Origin of the sequence: Flavobacterium sp., from assembly GCF_049318325.1 — a bacterium.
Taxonomy (GTDB): Bacteria; Bacteroidota; Bacteroidia; order Flavobacteriales; family Flavobacteriaceae; genus Flavobacterium.
This window is the reverse complement of sequence record NZ_JBMOGQ010000149.1, coordinates 1-5066: the sequence shown is the minus strand read 5'-3', so window position 1 is coordinate 5066 and position 5066 is coordinate 1. Positions and strand designations below refer to the sequence as shown.

6 protein-coding genes are annotated in these 5066 nt (G+C 34.4%); 4 read left to right on the top strand and 2 right to left on the bottom strand.

What is annotated here, in order from left to right; genetic code table 11:
- The 4 genes from ACOYLP_RS10665 to ACOYLP_RS10650 all read left to right on the top strand — a co-directional run.
- A partial coding sequence (locus ACOYLP_RS10665) for a YceI family protein (protein WP_422856152.1) occupies nucleotides 1–603 on the top strand: 603 nt, incomplete at its 5' end.
- A gap of 93 nt (nucleotides 604–696) precedes the next feature.
- Nucleotides 697–1155, top strand: a complete 459-nt coding sequence (locus ACOYLP_RS10660) for a hypothetical protein (protein WP_422856151.1) — start codon at nucleotides 697–699, stop codon at nucleotides 1153–1155.
- A gap of 121 nt (nucleotides 1156–1276) precedes the next feature.
- Nucleotides 1277–2605: a signal recognition particle protein gene (ffh, locus tag ACOYLP_RS10655; protein WP_422856150.1), complete on the top strand. Its 1329-nt coding sequence runs from the start codon at nucleotides 1277–1279 to the stop codon at nucleotides 2603–2605.
- A gap of 110 nt (nucleotides 2606–2715) precedes the next feature.
- Entirely contained in the window at nucleotides 2716–3603 is an 888-nt protein-coding gene (locus tag ACOYLP_RS10650; protein WP_422856149.1) for a bifunctional 5,10-methylenetetrahydrofolate dehydrogenase/5,10-methenyltetrahydrofolate cyclohydrolase, read from the top strand.
- A 17-nt stretch (nucleotides 3604–3620) separates the two neighbouring features.
- On the opposite strand, the gene ACOYLP_RS10645 is transcribed toward ACOYLP_RS10650, so the two are convergent.
- Nucleotides 3621–4094, bottom strand: a complete 474-nt coding sequence (locus ACOYLP_RS10645; RefSeq protein WP_422856148.1) for a DUF1456 family protein — start codon at nucleotides 4092–4094, stop codon at nucleotides 3621–3623.
- Between the two features lie 80 nt (nucleotides 4095–4174).
- Entirely contained in the window at nucleotides 4175–4789 is a 615-nt protein-coding gene (locus ACOYLP_RS10640; protein ID WP_422856147.1) for an alpha/beta hydrolase, read from the bottom strand.
- Between the last annotated feature and the right edge of the window lie 277 nt (nucleotides 4790–5066).

Sequence of the window (5066 nt, the reverse complement as noted above, 5' to 3'; positions counted from 1 at the left end):
TGCAAGTTTTTATTGATATGGTTAATGATTGGAAAAATCAAGGATATGTTGAATAATAATTTTAATAATACGAAAAGTTTTGTCGTTTTATTCATGGCGCTTCTTATTGGAAGCACGGTGTTTTCACAAAAAATGATTACTCGTTCTGGAGAGATCAAGTTTGATGCTACAGTACCAGGAGCAATGGATGAAGTTATTGGAACTAATAAAACAGTTTCAGCCATTTTTGATAAATCTACAACAGATTTGGTTGTTTTAGGATTGGTAAAATCGTTTAAATTCAAATCGCCTCTAATGGAAGAGCATTTCAATGAAAACTATATGGAAAGCGACAAACTTCCCAAAGCAAGTTTTAAAGGAAAAGTTGTGAACTATAAAGGAAAAGCTGGGAGTTATGATGTAGAAGGTGATTTAACTATTCATGGAATTGCCAATAAAGTCAAAACCAAAATGGCAGTTGTTAATGACGGTGTAAAACTACTGATTTCTGGAGCATTTGCCATTAAACTTATAGATTATAAGTTAGATGTACCAGCATTGGCAAAGAAAACATTATCCGAAACCGCAAAAATATCAATAAAATTAGTGTTGGAAAATAAATAATTATAAAGTTAAACTAGGATATTTTATTGTAATTTTATTATATTAATGTGATTATACTCAAATCAAAATATAAAAACCTAAATATCAAACATTATGAAAAAACTAATTTTAATTCCGGGATTATTTTGTCTTTTTATGCTTAACGTTGCTTCAATGTGCAGCTCAGATGACAGTTCATCTTCAACCGACCCAACACCGGTAATCAATACAGCTACTCAGGGTACATGGAGAATTTCTAGTTATGTTGATTCAGGTACTGACGAAACCGATCATTTTACAGGATATAATTTTACTTTTGGAGCTTCTAATGTATTGACAGCAACTAATGGAACTAATACTTACACTGGAACATGGTCTGTGGTTGTTGACAATAGTAATGACGACAATCCAAGTAGCGATTTAGACTTTAATATTGCATTTGCTTCACCGCCAGATTTTGCCGATTTAACAGATGATTGGGATGTGGTTTCCCACACAGCCACAACAATTTCTTTAATAGATGTGAGTGGTGGAAATGGAGGAACAGATACTTTAGTTTTTACTAAGAATTGAATACTAACTTTTACAAGTTTAAAACCATTCTATTTATTTGGAATGGTTTTTTTATTTTACTATAAAACTTAAAAATCAAATCCTTAAATTTGCACTTCATAAAAAAATAAAGCTTGCCATTATGTTCAATAATTTAAGTGATAAATTAGATAAAGCCTTTCATATCCTGAAAGGGCATGGAAAAATTACCGAAGTCAACGTAGCCGAAACTTTGAAAGAAGTTCGTCGTGCTTTGCTTGACGCCGATGTTAATTTTAAAATCGCCAAAGATTTTACCACAAAAGTTAAAGAAAAAGCTATAGGCCAAAATGTATTAACGACTTTACAACCTGGGCAATTATTGGTTAAAATCGTAAAAGATGAATTAACCGAACTAATGGGTGGAGATGCTACAGGGATTAATCTTTCAGGAAACCCAACGGTGATTTTAATGTCGGGCTTACAAGGTTCGGGTAAAACTACTTTCTCGGGGAAATTAGCCAATTATCTTAAAACCAAAAAAGGAAAAAAACCACTTTTAGTAGCTTGTGATATTTATCGTCCTGCGGCAATCAACCAATTGCATGTTGTTGGAGACCAAGTTGGTGTCGAAGTTTATTCGGAACCAGAAAATAAAAATCCGGTTGATATTTCGCTTAAGGCTATTGCATATGCAAAATCAAAAGGATTCAATGTAGTTATAGTCGACACAGCTGGTCGTTTGGCGATTGATGAGCAAATGATGAACGAAATCGCTAATGTTCATGCTGCTATTAAACCACAGGAAACCTTGTTTGTTGTGGATGCCATGACTGGGCAAGATGCCGTAAATACAGCAAAAGCATTTAATGACAGATTGAATTTTGACGGTGTTATTTTAACAAAATTAGATGGTGATACCCGAGGTGGAGCTGCAATTTCTATTAAGTCTGTTGTTGATAAACCAATTAAATTTATTGGAACTGGAGAAAAAATGGAAGCTATCGATGTGTTTTATCCATCGCGTATGGCGGAAAGAATTCTCGGAATGGGTGACGTAGTTTCTTTGGTAGAAAGAGCTCAAGAACAGTACGATGAAGAAGAAGCCAGAAAAATCCAAAAGAAAATTGCCAAAAATGAATTTGGTTTTGACGATTTCTTAACACAAATCCAGCAGGTGAAGAAAATGGGTAATATGAAAGACCTTGTCGGAATGATTCCAGGCGCCGGAAAAGCCTTAAAAGATGTTGAGATTGAAGATGATGCTTTCAAACATATTGAAGCCATTATTCATTCGATGACGCCAAAAGAAAGGAGTAGACCTGCTATTATAGACATGAAAAGAAAGAACAGAATCGCAAAAGGTTCCGGTAGAAAAATAGAAGAAGTAAATCAGCTGATGAAACAATTCGAACAGATGAGTAAAATGATGAAGATGATGCAAGGTGGTGGCGGAAAGAATTTGATGAAGATGATGGGAGGAATGAAATAACAGTTTAAGGTTTAAAGTTTCAAGTTCTGAAGTTTTAGACCTTAATTTTTTTATAAACTAACTAATTTGAATGGTCTATTTTTATAAACCTGAAACCCGAAACTATTACAATGAAATTATTAGACGGAAAAAGAATCTCCAACGACATAAAAGCCGAAATCACAGCTGAGGTTAACAAAATGAAAGCTAACAAAGAAAAAGTTCCTCATTTGGCAGCAATAATTGTTGGGAATGATGGTGCTAGTTTAACTTATGTTGGAAGCAAAGTCAAAGCATGTGAATTAGTTGGATTTGAATCGACTTTGGTAAAAATGCCAAGTACCACATCGGAAACTGAACTTTTAAAAAAAATTGCCGAACTCAACGCAAATGACGACATCGACGGATTCATTGTTCAGTTGCCTTTGCCTGATCAAATTGATACCCAAAAAATAATAATGGCTATTGATCCAAGTAAAGATGTTGATGGATTTCATCCAGAAAACTTTGGGAAAATGGCTTTGGATATGACTACTTTTATTCCAGCAACACCTTTTGGGATTTTGGAATTATTGGAAAGATATAAAGTTGAAACCAAAGGAAAACATACCGTTGTCATTGGAAGAAGTCATATAGTAGGAAGACCTATGAGTATATTGATGGGAAGAAAAGGCTTTCCGGGAAATTCAACTGTAACATTAACTCACAGTTATACTAAAAACATTGCACAAATAACCACGCAAGCCGATATAATTATCACAGCATTAGGCGTTCCTAATTATCTGAAAGCCGAGATGATTAAAGACGATGCAGTCGTAATAGATGTAGGAATTACGCGCGTTGCCGACGAAACTGACCCAAGAGGTTACCGAATTACAGGAGACGTTGATTTTGATGCCGTTTCCAAAAAAGCGTCTTATATAACGCCAGTTCCAGGAGGAGTTGGTCCTATGACCATTGCCATGCTGCTGAAAAATACCTTATTGGCAAGAGAACAGAAAAGACATAGAAACAAATAAAAAAATCCTGAGTGTGCTCAGGATTTTTTGTTTTTACCGTTTTTATATTGAACCTTTTCAACAACTTGAACTTTCTGTGCTAGTTTTTTGTCCTTTGGTTTAAATGGCTTCTTTTTTAAATCTGTTTTCGGTTTTGAAGTAAAATCTGCTTTTGGCTTGAATTCCCCTTTAGTTTTAGCTCTGTTCAGTTCGCCTTTGGCCTCTGTATCTGCAATATTTTTCTTTACAGCTTCTTGATTTTGCTTAATCACATCCATTGCATTTTTTGGATCTTCTTTCGTACCACGAAGATGAATCACCAATCCGTTAAGGAAATTTCGCAACACTTGGTCGCCACATTCCATAAAATTAGGATGATCTGCATTTCGAAAAAAATTACCTATTTCACCTTTTGACATTCTGAAATCTACTAATTCTAAAATGGCCACAATCTGGTCATCACGAAGTTGCAGGGCAACGCGGAGTTTTTTAAATATATCGTTGTTATTCATTTTTTTAAAGTTGCTGAGATGCTGAGTAGCGGAGTTATTTTTAGTTATTTTTTTTCTAAGTTACTCAGTCACTCAGTCACTCAGAAAAGCCAAAGGTACGCCTTTTTAAAACTCTCACGCCACAATTTTTCATTGTGTTTTCCTCCTTTGACGATTACGTCCTTATTTAGTTTTTTACATTCGCAACGTTTGGTGTTTACCCAATCTTTTACATTTTTGATGTCGGAAATAACATCAGCATCGCCTTCGTCATCGCCACATAGTAAATATACTTTTGCATCGAAATCTTTGGTTTCTTTCATTAAATCGTTAAGTTCTTTTCTGCCAAACCAAAAAGAAGGCGAGAAGCAACCTACTTTTCCAAATACTTTAGGATATTTCAATGCTGCATAAAAAGAAACTAATCCGCCAAGTGAACTTCCAAATATGGCAGTATTTTTTTCACTGCTTTTGGTTCTGTAAGTGGCATCCACTTTTGGTTTTAAGATGTTTACAATAAAATCTAAATATTCATCGGCTTTGCCACCGCCATATTTTTGATTTTTGAATGGAGTTAATTCATCTATTCGCTTGTCTCCGCCATGTTCAACACCAATTATAATAACTTTAGCATTTATACTATCTAGAGTTTCATCAATATTCCATTCGCCCGCATAAGAAGTTGAGGCGTCAAATAAATTTTGAGCATCATGCATGTAGATGACAGGATATTTTTGGGTTGATGTGTTATATCCTTTTCGGTAAATACATCCAAATTTTTTTAGTGGTATGTAATTTTGGTGCTTCTAGACTAAAATTGGAAACTTGTTTGCTAGAAGAACTTCCTTGCGCCGATGAATTAAGAATCATCAAACAAGAAAGTAAAGAATAAATAATTTTCAAAATAGTATTTCGTTATAATTTTAATCTTGCTCTTTTTCTTTAGCTTCGCTCTTTTCGCTATTGCCGCGAGTCTTTTTCTTATTTAATTTT